The sequence below is a fragment of the Rhizobium sp. YAF28 genome (assembly GCF_052113285.1).
In the GTDB taxonomy this organism is placed as follows: Bacteria; Pseudomonadota; Alphaproteobacteria; order Rhizobiales; family Rhizobiaceae; genus Rhizobium.
This window is the reverse complement of record NZ_JBFRCX010000002.1, coordinates 405,444-419,788: the sequence shown is the minus strand read 5'-3', so window position 1 is coordinate 419,788 and position 14,345 is coordinate 405,444. Positions and strand designations below refer to the sequence as shown.

General features: G+C 59.4%; 15 protein-coding genes. 3 read left to right on the top strand and 12 right to left on the bottom strand.

The annotated features are described in order from the left end of the window. Positions 1 to 62 precede the first annotated feature (62 nt). On the bottom strand, positions 63 to 404 hold the full coding sequence (locus AB4Z13_RS06370) for a hypothetical protein (RefSeq protein WP_439014495.1): 342 nt from the start codon (positions 402 to 404) through the stop codon (positions 63 to 65). Between the two features lie 467 nt (positions 405 to 871). Here AB4Z13_RS06370 and AB4Z13_RS06365 point away from each other — a divergent pair, with 467 nt between their 5' ends. From AB4Z13_RS06365 to AB4Z13_RS06355, 3 genes are all read left to right on the top strand, one after another. Then, the gene (locus AB4Z13_RS06365; protein WP_442205942.1) at positions 872 to 2,773 is read left to right on the top strand and encodes a putative bifunctional diguanylate cyclase/phosphodiesterase; all 1,902 of its coding nucleotides are present in this window, start codon (positions 872 to 874) and stop codon (positions 2,771 to 2,773) included. Between the two features lie 73 nt (positions 2,774 to 2,846). Beyond that, positions 2,847 to 3,491 (top strand): HD domain-containing protein, encoded by a 645-nt coding sequence (locus AB4Z13_RS06360; RefSeq protein WP_113324897.1) that lies wholly within the window; start codon positions 2,847 to 2,849, stop codon positions 3,489 to 3,491. 9 nt (positions 3,492 to 3,500) lie between these two features. Continuing rightward, positions 3,501 to 4,358: an MOSC domain-containing protein gene (locus tag AB4Z13_RS06355; RefSeq protein ID WP_439014493.1), complete on the top strand. Its 858-nt coding sequence runs from the start codon at positions 3,501 to 3,503 to the stop codon at positions 4,356 to 4,358. 8 nt (positions 4,359 to 4,366) lie between these two features. Here AB4Z13_RS06355 and AB4Z13_RS06350 read toward each other — a convergent pair whose 3' ends face one another. The 11 genes from AB4Z13_RS06350 to AB4Z13_RS06300 form a co-directional block, all read right to left on the bottom strand. Further along, complete coding sequence (locus AB4Z13_RS06350) at positions 4,367 to 5,362, bottom strand: aldo/keto reductase (protein ID WP_439014492.1); 996 nt, start codon at positions 5,360 to 5,362, stop codon at positions 4,367 to 4,369. A gap of 108 nt (positions 5,363 to 5,470) precedes the next feature. Continuing rightward, positions 5,471 to 6,241 (bottom strand): DNA repair protein RecO, encoded by a 771-nt coding sequence (recO, locus tag AB4Z13_RS06345; RefSeq protein ID WP_439014491.1) that lies wholly within the window; start codon positions 6,239 to 6,241, stop codon positions 5,471 to 5,473. Between the two features lie 54 nt (positions 6,242 to 6,295). Further along, positions 6,296 to 6,787 (bottom strand): chemotaxis protein CheY, encoded by a 492-nt coding sequence (locus AB4Z13_RS06340; RefSeq protein WP_439014490.1) that lies wholly within the window; start codon positions 6,785 to 6,787, stop codon positions 6,296 to 6,298. Between the two features lie 222 nt (positions 6,788 to 7,009). Then, positions 7,010 to 7,762 carry a Crp/Fnr family transcriptional regulator gene (locus AB4Z13_RS06335; RefSeq protein WP_439014489.1) on the bottom strand — a complete coding sequence of 251 codons (753 nt, stop codon included), beginning with the start codon at positions 7,760 to 7,762 and terminating at the stop codon, positions 7,010 to 7,012. Between the two features lie 251 nt (positions 7,763 to 8,013). Next, positions 8,014 to 8,952: a GTPase Era gene (gene era, locus AB4Z13_RS06330; RefSeq protein ID WP_310382807.1), complete on the bottom strand. Its 939-nt coding sequence runs from the start codon at positions 8,950 to 8,952 to the stop codon at positions 8,014 to 8,016. Positions 8,953 to 8,960: 8 nt separating this feature from the next. Next, entirely contained in the window at positions 8,961 to 9,677 is a 717-nt protein-coding gene (gene rnc, locus AB4Z13_RS06325; protein WP_113325270.1) for a ribonuclease III, read from the bottom strand. Beyond that, on the bottom strand, positions 9,674 to 10,417 hold the full coding sequence (lepB, locus tag AB4Z13_RS06320; RefSeq protein WP_113325277.1) for a signal peptidase I: 744 nt from the start codon (positions 10,415 to 10,417) through the stop codon (positions 9,674 to 9,676). The genes rnc and lepB overlap by 4 nt, the downstream gene beginning before the upstream one ends. Before the next feature lie 114 nt (positions 10,418 to 10,531). After that, positions 10,532 to 10,936 carry a holo-ACP synthase gene (gene acpS / locus AB4Z13_RS06315; protein WP_439014488.1) on the bottom strand — a complete coding sequence of 135 codons (405 nt, stop codon included), beginning with the start codon at positions 10,934 to 10,936 and terminating at the stop codon, positions 10,532 to 10,534. A 34-nt stretch (positions 10,937 to 10,970) separates the two neighbouring features. Then, complete coding sequence (locus AB4Z13_RS06310) at positions 10,971 to 11,561, bottom strand: DUF2062 domain-containing protein (protein ID WP_439014487.1); 591 nt, start codon at positions 11,559 to 11,561, stop codon at positions 10,971 to 10,973. 145 nt (positions 11,562 to 11,706) lie between these two features. Further along, entirely contained in the window at positions 11,707 to 11,856 is a 150-nt protein-coding gene (locus AB4Z13_RS06305) for a DUF3563 family protein (protein WP_018115599.1), read from the bottom strand. A 195-nt stretch (positions 11,857 to 12,051) separates the two neighbouring features. After that, positions 12,052 to 14,286, bottom strand: a complete 2,235-nt coding sequence (locus AB4Z13_RS06300) for a RelA/SpoT family protein (protein WP_113325272.1) — start codon at positions 14,284 to 14,286, stop codon at positions 12,052 to 12,054. Positions 14,287 to 14,345 lie beyond the last annotated feature (59 nt).

Below are 14,345 nucleotides of genomic sequence, written 5' to 3'. Positions count from 1 at the left end.
ATAAAAGGCAAGAAAAAGCCGGCCACGAGGCCGGCTCGACTTCTGCAGTCTACGACTAAGGCTCAGGCGGCGATACCGAGATCGAACTCGCCGTAGGTATTGCGATAGATCTGCATCGCCTGGTCATCAGCATCAGGAGCAACCTGCTGCAGCGCATAGGGAACGGCCGTGCCGGTTGCCGAGCCGTTGTCGCTGTATTCCATCATGAGCGCGACGAGGCTGCTCGGATATTTCGGCTGCGTATTATCGCCATCATCATCTTCGAGAAACTCTCTGATGATGCCGGGCTTCTCATCTGCCGCACGTTCCGTGCGGCTCAAGACGCCGTCACCATTGGCATCAAGCCGCGAGAGCGTTGCCAAATATGCATAAGAGATGTCTGGAACTGATGAAATAACAGTCATACAAACCTCCGTTCACCGCTTCTTCCGGTGAGAGTCTGTACGCAATACGCGGGTGGGAAATATCAAGGACTGGATTGTTGACTAAACTGATTTGCGGCTTCGGTCAATAAGCTGTTAACACTCGATTAACCATAGTTGACAAAGTGTAACGACCCATTTCCGCGGCACTTTCCAATTGCCTCAAAAAGCCAGGTTTCCTCGGTATTTCAGTAGTTTGCGAGATACACGCAAATTGCCGGCTAGCTATAATGGCCGGGAGTTGCAACCGATTATTAATCGGCCCGGTAGAAGATGCCGCCTGCGAGTTGCCGGAAATGGCCACCTGCTGCTTACAAAAAATGATTCTTGCATCCATTTTAGAGAGGTCTTTTTCATGCCCGGCTCGATATGGCACCTTTGCCAGTCGAAGACGCCTTCGCCTTTTGCCATGCTTCCATCGCAATCGTCCCGCGAGGGGACTCGTGCGCATGAAAGCTGAGACGCTTTTCTGGCAACAGTGCACGCAGGCCGTCGATGAGGACGGATCGATCGATGCAGAGCATCTGATGGAGCTCGTCATCGCGACCTATCGCAGCCAAGAAAGCGAATATGATGAAATCGAGCGCAGCGCCGGGACGCTGCTCATCGAAAACCGCGAACTGCAGAAAACGATCAGTTCCACCACGCAGGCCCTTGCGGAACAGCGCAAGCTCTTCGAAATTGTCCTGAACAACCTGCCGCTCGGCCTCAGCGTGTTCGATGCGGACCAGCGGCTGACCCTTTCCAACCTGCGCTTCCGCCAGCTCTTCGGCTTTAGCGACGGCGATGTCACGCCCGGCACTACGATTGCCGACCTGATGCACAAGACGCGTGGCACCGAGCAGGCCGGTGCCAGGACACGCAGCAGGAAGGAAGGCCAGGGAGCTTCCTCGAAGGCAGGACGCATCCGTCGGCGCGAATGGCTGATGGATGACGGCCGCATCATCCAGAGCGTCGTTACCATCCTTGCCGACGGCAGCAATATCGCCATCCATGCCGACATTACCGAAGACCGCAAGGCCGCCGAGCGCATTACCTATCTCGCCCATCACGATCCGCTGACCGGTCTGCCGAACCGCATTCGCTTCCGCGAGCAGCTCGATGCGGCCCTTGCCGAGCGCAAGGAAGACGAGCAGATCGCGCTCGTGCATCTCAATCTCGACCGGTTCAAGTCGATCAACAATACGATGGGTGTTTCTGCTGGCGACAAGATCCTGCAGCAGGTCGCAGAGCGCATCCGCGCCTCGGCCGGCTCGGAAAACATTCTTGCCCGTCTCGGCTCGGACGAATTCGCGATCCTGCAGACGCACCGCCAGCAGCCGTGGAACATCACAGCACTTGCCGACCAGATCCGCCGTGAGCTCAGCGAACCCTTCTTCCGCAGCGACAAGCAGGTGGAACTCAGTGTTTCCATGGGCATTTCGATTGCCCCTGACGATGCTGTCGAGACCGACAAGCTGCTGCGCAATGCGGCGATGGCACTCTCCCACGCCAAGGCGGACGGGCGCCGGCATGAACGCTTCTTCACCGTCGAGATGGACGAGAAGATGCAGGCCCGTCACGCGCTGGAGGCCGACCTGCGGGCTGCCGTGCACAACGAGGAATTCGAACTTCACTACCAGCCGCTCTACGACCTGACGCAGCATCGCATCTGCGGCTTCGAGGCGCTGATCCGCTGGAATCATCCAGTGCGCGGCCGGGTCTCGCCGATGGATTTCATTCCGCTTGCCGAAGAGGTCGGCCTCGTGGTCGATATCGGCCGCTGGGTTTTACGCCGCGCCTGCAACGATGCAGCGCAATGGCCCGAGGATATCAAGATTGCCGTCAATGTCTCGGCTATCCAGTTCAGCAGCAGCGACCTGCCGAAGGATGTCGGCGAGGCGCTTGCTGCCGCAGAACTTTCTCCTTCGCGTCTCGAACTGGAGATCACCGAAAGCGTGCTGATGGAAAATCGTGATGAGGTAATGCCGATCCTGCATGCGCTCAGGGAACGCGGCATCCGCATCTCCATGGACGATTTCGGGACGGGCTATTCGTCGCTGAGCTACCTCTCGAGCTTCCCGTTCGACAAGATCAAGATCGACAAGTCCTTCGTGAACGACATCGCCGAGAACAGGGAAGCACATGCGATCATGCGTGCGATCATCCTGCTTGGCGATGCGCTTGGCATGCGCGTGACCGTGGAGGGCGTGGAAACCGCAGAGCAGATGGCGCTGCTCGAACGCGAAGCGTGTGACGAGATCCAGGGCTATTATATCAGCGCCCCAAAACCGTTTGGCGATGCGACCCGCATGCTGTCCATGCCGCCAAAGGCGAATGGCATTACGCCGTTCGCCAAATTCCGGCGCTGATCTCGGCACGTTGCGACTCGCCGGCCAAGCCGTTATCGACGGTATACGAACCCTTTGAAAACCGGTGACGACGATGTTCAAGGCCGAAGCCTTCTCTCCCCACGAGTCTCTGGCTGTGGAGCTCATTCCACATGCGACCGAGGGTGACGACGGGTCCCACGACCTCGCCCATATCCTGCGTGTCTTCCGTAATGCCATGCGCCTCCACGCCGCAGAAGGCGGCAAGGGCCACGTGCTGGCCGCTGCCGTTCTGCTGCATGATTGCGTCGCCGTCGAGAAGAATTCGCCGCTGCGCGCCCAGGCATCGGCACTCGCCGCAGAAAAAGCGTCGCGGATATTGAAAGAGCTTGGATGGGGCGATGAGGATATCGCTGATGTCGCCCATGCGGTGACCGCGCACAGCTTCTCGGCGAACGTGCCGCCGGAAACGCTGGAGGCGAAAATCCTGCAGGATGCCGACCGGCTGGATGCCATCGGCATGGTCGGCGCGGCGCGCTGTTTCTATATTGCAGGTCGGCTCGGATCGGGCCTCTACGATCCTTTCGATCCGGCTTCCGAGGACCGGCCGCTCGATGACAAGCGTTATGCGATTGACCATTTCCAGACGAAGCTGTTCAAACTGGCGGATGGTTTCCAGACCCGGACCGGCCGCGAACTGGCCGCAGCCCGCGACAGGAGCCTGCGCGACTTCCTCGCGGCATTTATGGATGAAATCTAGGAGCCTATGATGCGTGTCAGCGATCTCTTCATCTACCCGCTCAAGAGCGCCCGCGGCATCGCCCTGCCCTTTACCGAGATCGATGCCTATGGCCTGCCCGGCGACCGGCGCGCCATGGTGACGGACGCGGACGGACATTTCATTACGCAGCGCGAGCTCCCGACCCTTGCCCGCATCGACGTACGGCCCGAGGCCGGCGCCTTCCGGTTGATGATGCAGGGCGAGCCTGACATCGCCGTACCGCCGCCGCATCCGGACCGGCGGCTCGATGTCACGGTCTGGAAATCGGTCGTCAGCGCTGCCGTTGCCGACGATGACAGCAATGCCAGACTTTCGGAATGGCTCGGCCGCGCGGTGAAACTCGTCTTCTTCGACGGTGCTGCCAAACGAACGGCCAATGCCGAATGGGCAGGCGAAAACACACCGGTCACCTTTACCGACGGCTACCAGATCCTGGTGACGACGACGGGATCGCTGACGGCGCTGAACGCCGATCTCTCGGCCCATGCCGAAGGCGGCATCGGCATGGAGCGCTTCCGGCCGAATATCGTCATAGACACGGACGAGGCCTGGGCCGAGGACCGCTGGGCTGCGATCGAGATCGCGGGCATCCGCTTCGACCTCGTCAAGCCCTGCGCCCGCTGCATCATGACGACACAGGACCAGTTGACGGGTTCACGCGAGGTGGCGAACCCCATGCCCGCCATGGGCCGCATCCGCATGTCGGGAGACCGGCGCGTGCCTGGTCCGCTTTTCGGCTGGAACGTGACCCCGCGCGGTACCGGCAGGGTCGCGATCGGCGACGAGGTGAAGATCATCGATGCGCGGCCGGAAGGCTGGACCTTCAAGGTTCGTGCCCGAGCCTGAACCCGGTCTCAGACACCGGCAAGTGCCGCGTCGATCTCCGCCATCACATCGGCCGGCAATGGACCCTTTTCCAGTGCGCCGGCATTTTCCTCGACCTGGGCCACGGTCCGGAAACCGGGAATGGGCAGGGTGCGCAGCGAGCGCGCCCAGAGCCAGGCGAGCGCGCCCTGCGTCAGCGTGCGTCCCTCAGATGTGAGCAGACTGCGCACGGCGTCGAGCCTTGCGGCGAATTCGGGCGCGATACGCCCATCCTTGAAATAGATCATCCATTCGAGTGCTGCGCCGCGCACGTCCTTGGCGCCCACGGCCTTGTCCGGCGTGAACTTGCCTGTCAGCAGGCCCATGGCCAGCGGACCGCGATTGATGGAGATGAGGCCGTTCTTCTCGACGACATCGATCATCTGGGGCACGGGCTCGAAGACGTTCATCGTATGCTGGATCGAGACGAAGCCGGGGCGGCGGGCATGGCGGGCAGCGCGATCGGGGAAATCCGTGCTCCAGCCGAATGCATCGATCTTGCCCTCCGTCCGCAGGGCCTGCAGCGTATCGAAGACCTCGTCGGACTGATCCAGCGGAAAATCATTGATGTGGAATTGCAGGAGGTCGAGGCGCTCCCGTGTCAGCCGGCGGAGCGACGTCTCGACGGACTGGCGGATGAAGGCCGGATCGGCAAAGGCACCGGTCGCCTGCTTCGTCTCCGGATTGGTGGCAAAGCCGAACTTGGTGGCGATGACGATGTCGGCGCGATTGCCGATCGCCTGTCCCAGAACCTCTTCCGAATGGCCGGCGCCGTAATTCGAGGCCGTATCGAAAAAGCGAATGCCAAGGTCGATCGCGCGGTTGATCGCGGCGATGGATTCATTGTCGTCCACCTCGCCCCAGCCGAGCGGCGTATCGCCCGCGAAGAACGGACCGCCGATCGCCCAGCAGCCCATGCCGAGGCGGGGAACCTCCTGCCCGTTCCAGAGCGTGATGGTGGTCGATGTATCGGGCCTGGTCAGCATGGCTTCCTCCTTGAGCGCATAGACTTTCCGTTGCCGGAGAGATAGGGATGCGGCGCGTGGGGGTAAACCGCCAAAACTGAAGACCGTTTTGCAGGGATGAAAAGCCGTTCAGGCAGAAAGTTCATCCGGCCGTAGAAGCGTCCGCGCAGCCGGATTCAGCGCTTTGAGTGCCGCTTGAACGAAACCTTCACGCGCTGCCGAAGCCTCCAGACCACGCGGTTCATAGACATGGCGATGCAGAAAGAATCCAGTCAGACGGAATGCTGCCGTGAGGCTTTCGAAATCGGCCGCATGGTTTTCCTGCACACTCAGGAATGCCGGCAAAACCAGCATCTTGTCGGCCCAAGGCTCTCCGGCACCACGGCTCACGGCACGGCCGGATTTCGGCGAGACATAGGCGAGATCGGCGCGGGTCCCTGTCGCCGCACATTCGGTAAGATCGAGCCCGAAGCCGAGGTCGTTCAGCACCGCAAGCTCGAAACGTACGAAAAGCTCACCGGCATCGGTGGGATTGTGGAGATGATCGAGGATGACTTCCAAAGCCTCGAAGAGATGCGGATGCGGATCGCGCTCCGGCAGCAGGCGCAGAAGGGCGCCCATGGCCTGCACGCCGTAAACGGCGGTCGCCGTCTCCATCAGCCGTGCGGCGCGCAGCTTTACCGGTTCGAGGCGGAATTCACCGAGATGTTCATCCAGCCGGGCACGCCAGGTGACTTCCACCTCATTGCCGGGCTGCAGCACCGGCTGCATGGTGCGCGAACGGCCGGAGCGAACGAGACCGAGATGACGGCCGCGCTCACGTGTCATCACCTCGGCGATGACACTCGTCTCGCCGTGGCGCTTGACGCCAAGAATGATCGCCTGGTCCTGCCATTGCATCGGAAAACCGTCCTTCAGCCTGCCGATCCATTTTAAACCACGGCTCGAACTATGTCATTCCGCCGGCGACGGGAAAAGCTTCTGGAGGAAGTCGCGCATCGCATTCTCATCGAAAGGCTTGACGAGAAGGGGCACATCCTGAAGGTCGGTCGGGAAATCCTGCGTATCGGAATAGCCGCTAACGAAGCCGAACGGAATATTGGCCAGCGACAGATCGCGCGCGAAATCGAAGCTCATCGCCTCTCCCAGATTCACGTCGAGAAGCGCGAAATCGTAATCCGCGACCTGGATTGCGTCCCTGGCCTGATCGACGCTATTGGCAATATCGATGGTATCAGCACCAACGAGGCGCAGGATGTCCTCCGCCTCCATCGCGATGATCAGACTGTCTTCCAGGACCAGAACACGGGTTCTTGCGTTCATGATCTCCATGCCCCTCGTGAAGCGCAAACATTGCAGCGCTTCGGCCTTTTTGCAAACATCATTCCGTCGGTACCCCGCCTGGACCGTTGACGGTGGTTGCCCACCATAACTGAATAGCCACATTTTTGTCTCCGGTCGATAAAAACGAAAGTCGGAGGAAAGATGACGTGACTCTAGTTTCCCTGACGCCAATTTGCATTTAAAAAAGACATCAAGGTTGACCAATCCGACCGGGAGAGATTCTAAAGCGTGTCGCGATCTTTCAGATCCGCTCGCAACGCTTTAAGTTATTGTTTGGCGCATGTCGTTGTCGCAAAACCGCTGCACAGTTTTGTGCGACATGCTTTAGATGAAAGGGCGCTTTCCTTCGCGCAGTCCTTCCCAGCCGGCCATCTGCATCAGCCCCTCCCCGTCCAGCACGTCGCAGCCGCGCTCCTGCCAACGGATCAGGTTGCGTCCTGCAAGCTTTTTCAGGGTCTTGTTGGTGTGAACGATCGAAAGACCAAGCGTGTCGGCAATATGCTGCTGCGTGATCGGGATAACATTGCGGCCGTTGAAAAGGTTGAGCTTCCTTGCGCGTTCAAACAGGAAGGCGATGAGATAGGCGGCTCTTTCGAGTGCCGTACGACGGCCGATGCTCAACAGGTGCTCGTCGAGAATGCGCTCCTCCTGCGCCGCGATCCAGGTAATATCGAAGGCAAGCGAAGGGTGCTTGTTATAAAGGGTCATCAGCTTGTCGCGCTCGAAGACGCAGAGCGTCACCGGCGACAGGGCCTCCACCGAATGCTGCATCTCGCCCATGATCGTACCCTGCAAGCCGATCAGGTCGCCCGGCATGATGTAGTTCAGGATCTGCCGGCGGCCATCCTCCAACATCTTGTAGCGGAAGCCCCAGCCTGAGAGCACTGTAAAGAGATGGGCGCTGTGGGCACCTTCGACCAGGACGGTCGCACCGGCATCGACGGCCAGTTCGCCCCTTTTGAATGTCGAAACGAATTCCAGCTCGTCGCGGCTGAACTCCCGGAAATGCGGCAATGGCCGCAACGGACACTGCTCGCAGGGCGTCTTGAAGGAATGGGTGGGTTTTGCCGTCGCCATCTTGTCCCTGCTGTCGCAAAAACCGGCGCTGCAGGGTGCAGCGCCGTTGGCAGATCAATGCGCAGGCAGGCCGATTTGTTCCTTGGAACAGGCAGCGATTTTTATAGAAAAACAAAGGACTGAGTGCCCCTTGTCAGTTTTCTCGTCAAACTAAAGCGCGTCGCGATCTTTCAGATTCGCTTGTCGCGCTCCAGGTTCTTGTTTTCGCATGTTGTTATCGCAAAACCGCTGTACACTTTGCGCGATATGCCTTAGCGCGGAAATTCGAGGCCCATTTCACGGAAGCGCTCGGGATCATCGCCCCAGTTCTCACGCACCTTGACGAACAGGAAGAGATGGACTGGCTGTTCAAGGATTTCCGCCAGCTCGCGGCGCGACGCCGATGAGATCGCCTTGATCGTTTCGCCGCCCTTGCCGAGTGCGATCTTCTTCTGGCTGTCGCGCTCGACATAAATGACCTGTTCGATGCGCACGGAGCCATCCTTGCGCTCTTCCCATTTTTCCGTCTCGACATGCGAGGAATAGGGAAGCTCCTGATGCAGGCGCAGGAAAAGCTTCTCGCGGGTGATTTCGGCGGCGAGCTGGCGCATCGGCAGATCGGAGATCTGGTCTTCCGGATAATACCAGGGGCCTTCCGGCAGGGTCTTTGCCAGATAATCCATCACATCGTCGCAGCCTGAACCGTTCTCTGCCGAGATCATGAAGGTCTGCTCGAACTCAACCTTCTGGTTTGCAGTTGCGGCAATCGCCAGAAGCAGCTCGCGATTGACGCGGTCGATCTTGTTGAGAACGAGGATCTTCCTCTGGGGAACATCCTTCAGGCCTTCGAGAATCGCTTCGGCATCACCACGCAGACCGCGTTCGCTGTCGATCAGCAGCATGATGAGATCGGCATCCTTGGCACCACCCCAAGCGGATGTGACCATGGCGCGATCGAGGCGGCGGCGCGGCTTGAAGATGCCGGGCGTGTCCATAAAGACGATCTGCGCGTTGTTGTGGATGGCAATGCCACGCACGATGGCGCGCGTCGTCTGCACCTTGTGGCTGACGATCGACACCTTGGCGCCGACGAGGCGGTTGACCAGCGTCGACTTGCCGGCGTTGGTCGGGCCGATCAGGGCGACGAAGCCGGAATGCGTCGGATTGCTTTCAGCGGAGCTTTCGGCCGCCATTTCGTTTTCTTCTGTCATTGATCCCGTCAATTTCCGGCAGATGTCGACTGCCAAATGCCTTCGCGCTCGAGCATTCTCGTCGCGGCGACCTGTTCTGCGGCGCGCTTAGAGCGCTCTATGCCTGTTTCCGGTGCAACGCCAGCGACTTCTACAGTCACCTTGAAGCGCGGATCATGATCCGGTCCGCTGCGTTCTTCAACCCGGTAGACGGGCGTGACGCCATATTTGGCGTGCGACCATTCCTGCAACTCGGTCTTCGCATCACGGCGGGCGCCATCGGCACGCACCGCCCTGCCCTCCCAATAGCGCAGAATGAAGCGGCGGGCGACCTCCAGGCCGCCATCAAGATAGAGCGCGGCGATCAGGCTTTCGACGACATCGGCGCGCACGTTCATCATGCGCTTGCCGGTCAGTTTCTTTACGTCGGCACCGGTGCGGATATAGAGGTGGAGATTGAGTTCGTCGGCAACTGCCGCGCAGGTTTCGGCGCTGACGAGCTGGTTCAGGCGCACCGAAAGCTCGCCTTCGGTCGCGGCACCGAAGGTGCGAAACAACAACTCGGCGATACAGAGCCCGAGAACCCTGTCGCCGAGAAATTCAAGCCGCTCGTAATTGCCCTTGTCGGTGCGCGCGCTGGCGTGGGTCAGCGCGCGGTCAAGACGTTCCTTCTCGGCAAATTCATGCCCGATCAGGGTTTCAAGCTTTGCGCGGTCCGCCGCTGAGAGCGCCTGCGCCTTGCTCATTCAACAACCTTGAAGAGACGGTCCCAGCGCATGTTGGTCGGCCATTTCCAGATTTCGCGGAAGGACGTATCGTTGCCCAGCGAGAAGAAGATGACGCTGGCGCGGCCGACAAGGTTTTCCGCCGGGACAAAGCCGACGTCGAAGCGGCTGTCGAGCGAGTTGTCGCGATTATCGCCCATCATGAAGTAATGGCCTTCCGGAACGATGAACTCGCGGGTGTTGTCGCCGCGAGAAACCGGCGACTGGTCGAGCGTATCATAGGTCTTGCCATCATCCAGCGTCTCGCGGAACACCGGCACGTCCTGGCCCGGATCGAGCTTGTAGTCGGAGTTGAAAGTGCCATCGGGCACCTTCGGAACCGGCTTGCCGTTGATGTAGAGAATACCCTCGGTGACCTGGATATGATCGCCCGGAAGGCCGACGACGCGCTTGATGTAATCGACCTCAGGATTCGGCGGGAAACGGAAAACGACGATATCGCCGCGCTTCGGATCGGAACCAAAAATGCGGCCGCTGAAAATGTCAGGCGAGAAAGGCAGCGAATATTTCGAATAGCCGTAAGCAAATTTGTTGACGAAGATATAGTCACCGACCAGCAAGGTCGGCATCATCGAGCCTGAGGGAATGGTAAAGGGCTGGAACAGGACAGTTCTGATAATCATTGCCAGGACGAGAGCCTGGATGATGACCTTGATATTTTCCCAGAGGGCATTCGGCTTGGCTTCGACTTTTTCGGACACGCAGTCTTATTCCTTCAAGACGCCATGAAGGCGCATTTCTTTCTGATGTTCTCTCTAGCGGCTTCGGCCGGTGGCGGCAATAACGACAGCATTAAAAGCGACGAGACGTCGCTATCATACGGCATTCGGCAGCGCTTCGATGATCACAAAAGCCTGAGCCAAGGGATAATCATCCGTTATTGTCAAATGAATGGCGGCCTTATGGCCGGCCGGCAGCATGGCCTCAAGGACGGTGGCGGCACCGCCCGTCAACTGCATCGTTGGCTTACCGCTCGGCAGGTTGACGACGCCCATATCCTTCCAGAAAACGCCCTGCGAAAGCCCGGTGCCGAGTGCCTTGGAGCAGGCCTCCTTGGCGGCGAAGCGCTTGGCATAGGATTCGGCGCGGTTGGCGCGGCGATCCGAGCGCGCACGCTCGATCTCGGTGAAACAGCGATGCGTGAAGCGCTCACCAAAGCGCTCGATGGATTTCTCCACGCGCCTGATGTCGATGAGGTCGCTGCCAATGCCGATGATCATGCGAGAGGCCTTTCGGGATAGAACTGCTTCGGGCTCAGACGGTCGGCATCTCGGTGGCGGGATCGCCGAGCCTGAGACGCGCACGTTCCATCAGCCGGGCGCGGCGACGCGCCTGAAAGCCCCTCACGGTGTAGAATGTCAGTACATAAAGCGCAACCGAGGTGATAGCCGCCGGCGGGATGGCGCCGATCAGCATCGGCTCCAGCACCGGTTTCCAGAGTTCCGTGAATTGCAGCTTGTGGAAGAGCTCAGCAAGATCGATCGTCTGTCCGGCCATCTGGTCCTGCCGGCTGAGCAGCAGGTGGCCGACTTCCCAGGTAATGCCCCAGATGAAGGGATAGGTCAGCGGATTACCGAAGGCCGCGCAGCCAAGTGCCGCCGCCACCATATTGCCCGACAGGAAATAGGTGATCACGAAGGCCATGACGAAATGCACGCCGATAAAGGGTGTCCACGAAACGAAGACACCCGCAGCGACGCCCACCGCAACGGCATGCGGCGAGGCAGTCAGGCGCAGGACGCGCATCATGAGATATTTTGGCGGGCGCAGAAAACCCTTGCGAGGCCATACGAGCTCTCGCAGCTTTTCCTTAAATCCCGCAGGCTTGCGACGGCGAAACAACATGGCGCGTATTTAGTGCAGTGCACACCGCCATGACAAGAGCGGCAAATGGAACCGCTTCACAAACAGGCCGTCTATTCTTCTTTTCTTCCAAGGGGCGTGGACCATGCATAACGCCCCCTTCCTTACGTCAAGTATATCTCAGTGATTAGCGATTACGGAAGATGCCGCGATCGACCTGACGCTGACGATATTCAAGATCAATACGGTCATGCGAGCCATTGAGATATGCCATTTCACGTTCCTGAGCGGTCGGAGCGCGAAGGGCGCGGGCGAATTTCCTGATCGGTTCAAACATTGCTTTGCCTCATCTTCGTTTCATTTCTTGATGACCAGAAGATAGTCGCGGCAACGGTTAATTACTACCGCTGTAACCGGAGCACAGCCATGCAGAGGGCGCATGGCTTGCCTTTTCAATATGCCGATTCGGCCATTAAATGATCACAAAATATGCAAAGCGCAATTTTGCGATCGGCAAAACTTTAATAAATTCCTACTCGTAGAGGCGCCGGACCGTCGCGATGCAGTCCAGGTCCTTGAGCTGAGAGAGAAGCTGGTTCAGCTGACGCAGGTCCCAGACTTCCACTTCCAGCACCATTTCGGTGAAGTCGGCGGCCACACGTACCGTGTTCAGCATGCGGATATTGACGTCGAGGCTTGCGACCGTCTGCGCCACCTTAGCCAGCGTGCCGGGCTCGTTCAGCGCGTTGACCATGATGCGAGCCATGAACCGGGATTTGTTGGCCTCATCGAGATCCCAGCGTACGTCGATCCAGCGATCCGGCTGATCATCGAAGCGCTGCAGCGATGGCGACTGGATGGGATAGATGGTGATGCCCTTGCCCTTTTCCATGATGCCGACGATGCGATCGCCGGGCACGGCGCCGGTCGGCGAGAACTTGACGTCGACATTGCCGGAGAGGCCGCGGATCGGCACGATATCGGGATCGCTCTCGGTGGAGGCGCGCTCGCCATCGAGATCGGCCTTGGTCTTGCCGGGGATCTTGAAGATCATGCCCGCGGCGCTGCGGACATTGAACCAGCCCTCGTCGCCGGCCGGCTTGACGGTGACGCGCTCGTCCTGATGATCGGGATAGACGGCGCGCAGCACGTCGAGCGAAGACATTTCGCCGCGGCCGACGGCAGCGATCGCATCTTCCACATCCTTCTGCCCCAGCCGGTGGAGGGCCGGCTTCATGGCGTCACGCGAGAAGATCTTGCCGGCGCGCTCGAAGGTGCGCTCCAGGATGCGGTGGCCGAGACCGGCATATTGTTTGCGGATCGCCATGCGCGTCGCGCGGCGGATGGCTGCGCGCGCCTTGCCTGTCACGACGATCTCTTCCCAGGCGGCCGGCGGCACCTGCACGCCGGAGCGGATGATCTCCACTTCGTCGCCATTGTTGAGGCGGGTCACCAGCGGCATGATGCGGCCATTGATCTTGGCGCCGACGGTCGTGTCGCCGATGTTGGTATGAACGGCATAGGCAAAGTCGATCGGTGTCGCACCGCGCGGCAGGGCAATCAGCTTGCCCTTCGGCGTGAAACAGAAGACCTGATCCTGAAACAGCTCGAGCTTGGTGTGCTCGAGGAACTCTTCGGGGCTGTCACCTTCGGCGAGCGCCTCGATCGTGTGCCGGAGCCAGGAATAGGCATTGCTTTCGCGCGAGAGGATATCGCCATCGGCATTGGTGGCGCCGTCCTTATAGAGCGTATGAGCGGCAATACCGAACTCGGCGATCTCATGCATGCGCTTGGTGCGGATCTGCAGTTCGATGCGCTGCATCGACGGGCCGACGATGGTGGTGTGCAGCGACCGGTAGTCGTTCTGCTTCGGGGTCGAGATATAATCCTTGAAGCGGCCGGGCACGACGCGCCAGCGCGTATGCACGATGCCGAGCGCACGGTAGCAGGAGGGAATATCCTCGACGATGAGGCGGAAACCGTAGACATCGGAAAGCTGCTCGAAGGAGAGCGACTTCGACTGCATCTTGCGGAACACCGAATAGGGCTTCTTCTGCCGACCCTTGACATAGGCAGTCGCCAATCCATTGGCGATCAGCAGGTCGCGCAGTTCGGCCTCGATCTTCTTGACCAGACCTTCATTGCGCTTCGACAGTTCCTCGAGGCGCTTGGTGACAGTCTCGTAGGCTTCCGGGTTCATGTGCCGGAAGGAGAGCTCCTCCAGCTCCTCGCGCATGTCCTGCATACCCATGCGGCCGGCGAGCGGCGCATAGATTTCCATCGTCTCTTCAGAAATGCGCGCGCGCTTTTCCTGGGACATATGGTCGAGAGTGCGCATGTTGTGGAGACGATCGGCAAGCTTGACCAGCAGGACGCGTACATCATCGGAAATGGCAAGCAGCAGCTTACGCAGATTTTCCGCCTGCTTGGCCTTCTTGGTGACGAGATCGAGCTTCTTGATCTTCGTCAGGCCCTCGACCAAGCGGCCGATATCCTCGCCGAAGAGTTCGTCGATCTCGGCGCGGGTCGCCGTCGTATCCTCGATCGTGTCATGCAGAAGGGCGACTGCAATCGTCGATTCATCGAGATGCATGTCGGTCAGGATGGCGGCCACTTCGAGCGGATGCGAGATGTAAGGGTCGCCGCTCGCTCGCTTCTGCTGCCCATGCTTCTGCATGGCGTAGACATAGGCTTTGTTCAGCAGAGCTTCGTTGGCATCGGGCTTGTATTTCTGAACCCGCTCCACGAGCTCGTACTGCCGCATCATTCCAAAGCCACTCCAATAAAATAAAAGCGCGCCAATCGCAGATTGGCGCACACATGGGC